General features: G+C 65.1%; 2 protein-coding genes. Both read left to right on the plus strand.

The window, feature by feature from the left end:
• A partial coding sequence (gene resB, locus Y705_RS20795) for a cytochrome c biogenesis protein ResB (RefSeq protein WP_081738124.1) occupies positions 1–1,269 on the plus strand: 1,269 nt, incomplete at its 5' end.
• Complete coding sequence (gene ccsB / locus Y705_RS0116135; RefSeq protein WP_026533594.1) at positions 1,269–2,282, plus strand: c-type cytochrome biogenesis protein CcsB; 1,014 nt, start codon at positions 1,269–1,271, stop codon at positions 2,280–2,282. The genes resB and ccsB, both read left to right, overlap by 1 nt.
• Positions 2,283–2,328 lie beyond the last annotated feature (46 nt).

Consider the following 2,328-nt stretch of genomic DNA (forward strand, 5'->3'; position numbering starts at 1 on the left):
GCCGAGGCGGGGATCACGCCGTCGTCCGCTGCCGACGACGCCGCCGCCGTCCTCAAGAAACGCGGGTACCGCGTGGAGGTGAGGGATACCGGGACCGACCGCCCCTCGGTGGGAGCCGAACGCGGGCTGTCGAAGGAACTGGGGAACCTCGTCTTCCATACCTCGCTGATCGGGGTGCTGGTCTCGGTGGCCGTAGGAAGCCTCTTCGGCTACAACGGGCAGAAGGTGATCGTGGAGGGTGACAGCTTCGTCAATACCCTCGTCGGCTATGACTCGTTCACGCCGGGCTCGAACTTCTCGGGAGACCAGCTCGAACCCTATTCCATCCGGTTGGACGCCTTCGACGTGCAGTTCGACCGCTCCCAGCCCAGCAACTACGGCTCACCGATCGACTTCACCGTGAACGTCACCACGCAGGACGGCCCGGGCGCGGAGCCCGAGGAGCAGGTCCTGAAGGTCAACGATCCCATCACCATTGGCGGTACCAGCGTGTACCTGGTGGGAAACGGGTACGCGCCGGTGGTCACTATCCGAGACGGCGAGGGCAACGTGGCTCTGGAAGGCCCTGTCGTCTCGGTTCCTTCCGACGGCCTCTACACGTCGCTGGTGGTCATCAAGGCCCCCGATGCGAAGCCCGAGCAACTCGGGTTCGTGGGGTTCTTCCTGCCCACGGCGTTCGTCGATGAGGCCGGTGTTTCCTTCTCGAGGGATCCCGATCCGTTCAACCCCCAGCTGAACCTCAACGCCTACTACGGGGATCTTGGGCTCGATGAAGGAAACCCGAAGAACGTCTACGTCCTCGACACCGAGGACCTCACCGAACTCAACAGCCGCACCAGCGAGAACGGCGGCATCGTTCTGGGTGCCGAAGAGACCTACGAACTGCCGGAGGGCAAGGGCTCCATCACCTTCGAAGGCCTCCGGCGCTACGTTGCCCTCGACATCCACCACGATCCGGGGCAGCTCGGGGCGCTGGTGTTCTCGACGCTCGCACTGACGGGTCTGTCCGCCTCGCTGTTCATCGGACGGCGGAGGATGTGGGTCCGGACGGGCGCACATGCCGACGGTCGCGTGATGGTGGAGTACGGGCTCCTGGCCCGCGGCTCCGACCACCGGCTACCCGGGGAGGCGAAGGCCGTCGGGGGTCTGCTCGCCAAACGCTGGCTGGTGCAGCAACAGCGCACCGGCGAAAATGAATTGCAGACCGCGGGGGCACGCGCCGCCGGTTCCGGCACTGGAAATTCCTCCAACGATGAGAAGGACAAGTAATGCCAAGCGTCGATACTGAACTGGGCGGGGTCAGCGAGCTGTTCATGCTCCTGGCTTCCATCGCCTACATGGCAGCGTTCGTCTTCTTCGTGCTGGACCTGGTGAAGTCGAGCAAGACCATCAGCGGCGTGGAAGCCCGGCTTGCGGAGGAGCAGGCTGTGCTGACCGGGGTGGGAGGACGGTCCGGCGCTTCAGCGGCAGTGCCGTCCGACGCCGCCACCGCCGATGACTCGATGGAGTACGGCTCCGGGCGCCCAAGGTCCTCTGCCCGCACCGCGGTAGCACTGACGGTGCTCGCCGCCGTCATCCACGGCGTGGCCGTCGTCACCCGCGGCTTCGCGGCGAACCGGGTGCCCTGGGGCAATATGTACGAGTTCTGCACCACGGGAGCCTTCTTCGTCGCGGTGATCTTCCTGGTCACCCTCACCCGCAAGGATCTGCGCTTCGTCGGGTCCTTCGTGATCGGCCTCGTGGTGATGATGCTGTGCGCCGCGACCGTCGGGTTCCCCACCCCCGTGGCGAGCCTCGTTCCTGCACTCCAGAGCTACTGGCTCGTGGTGCACGTGTCGGTAGCGGTGGCGTCGTCGGCCCTGTTCACGATCACGTTCGCCATGTCCATCCTCCAGTTGGTGCAGACCTCACGTGAGGCGAAGGTTGCCGCCGGGCGGCCCGACAAGGCGAAATTCATGCGGATTGTTCCCTCCGCCCTAAGCCTCGAGAACCTTTCCTACCGACTGAACGCAATCGCCTTCGTCGGATGGACGTTCACCCTGATGGCCGGCGCCATCTGGGCCGAGCAGGCGTGGGGACGATACTGGGGGTGGGACGTCAAGGAAGTGTGGACGTTCGTGATCTGGACCGTCTACGCCGGATACCTGCACGCGCGTGCCACCCGTGGCTGGACGGGAACCCGCGCCGCGTGGCTCTCGATCGTCGGCTACCTCTGCATCGTGTTCAACTTCACGATCGTGAACATCTACTTCTCGGGGCTGCACAGCTACTCCGGCGTTTAGCGGAGCGTTCCCTTGCGGAACTTGCGCAGGTGTGGCGGGTGTCGGC

Source organism: Arthrobacter sp. H41 (genome assembly GCF_000520535.1).
Lineage (GTDB): Bacteria > Actinomycetota > Actinomycetes > Actinomycetales > Micrococcaceae > Arthrobacter_D.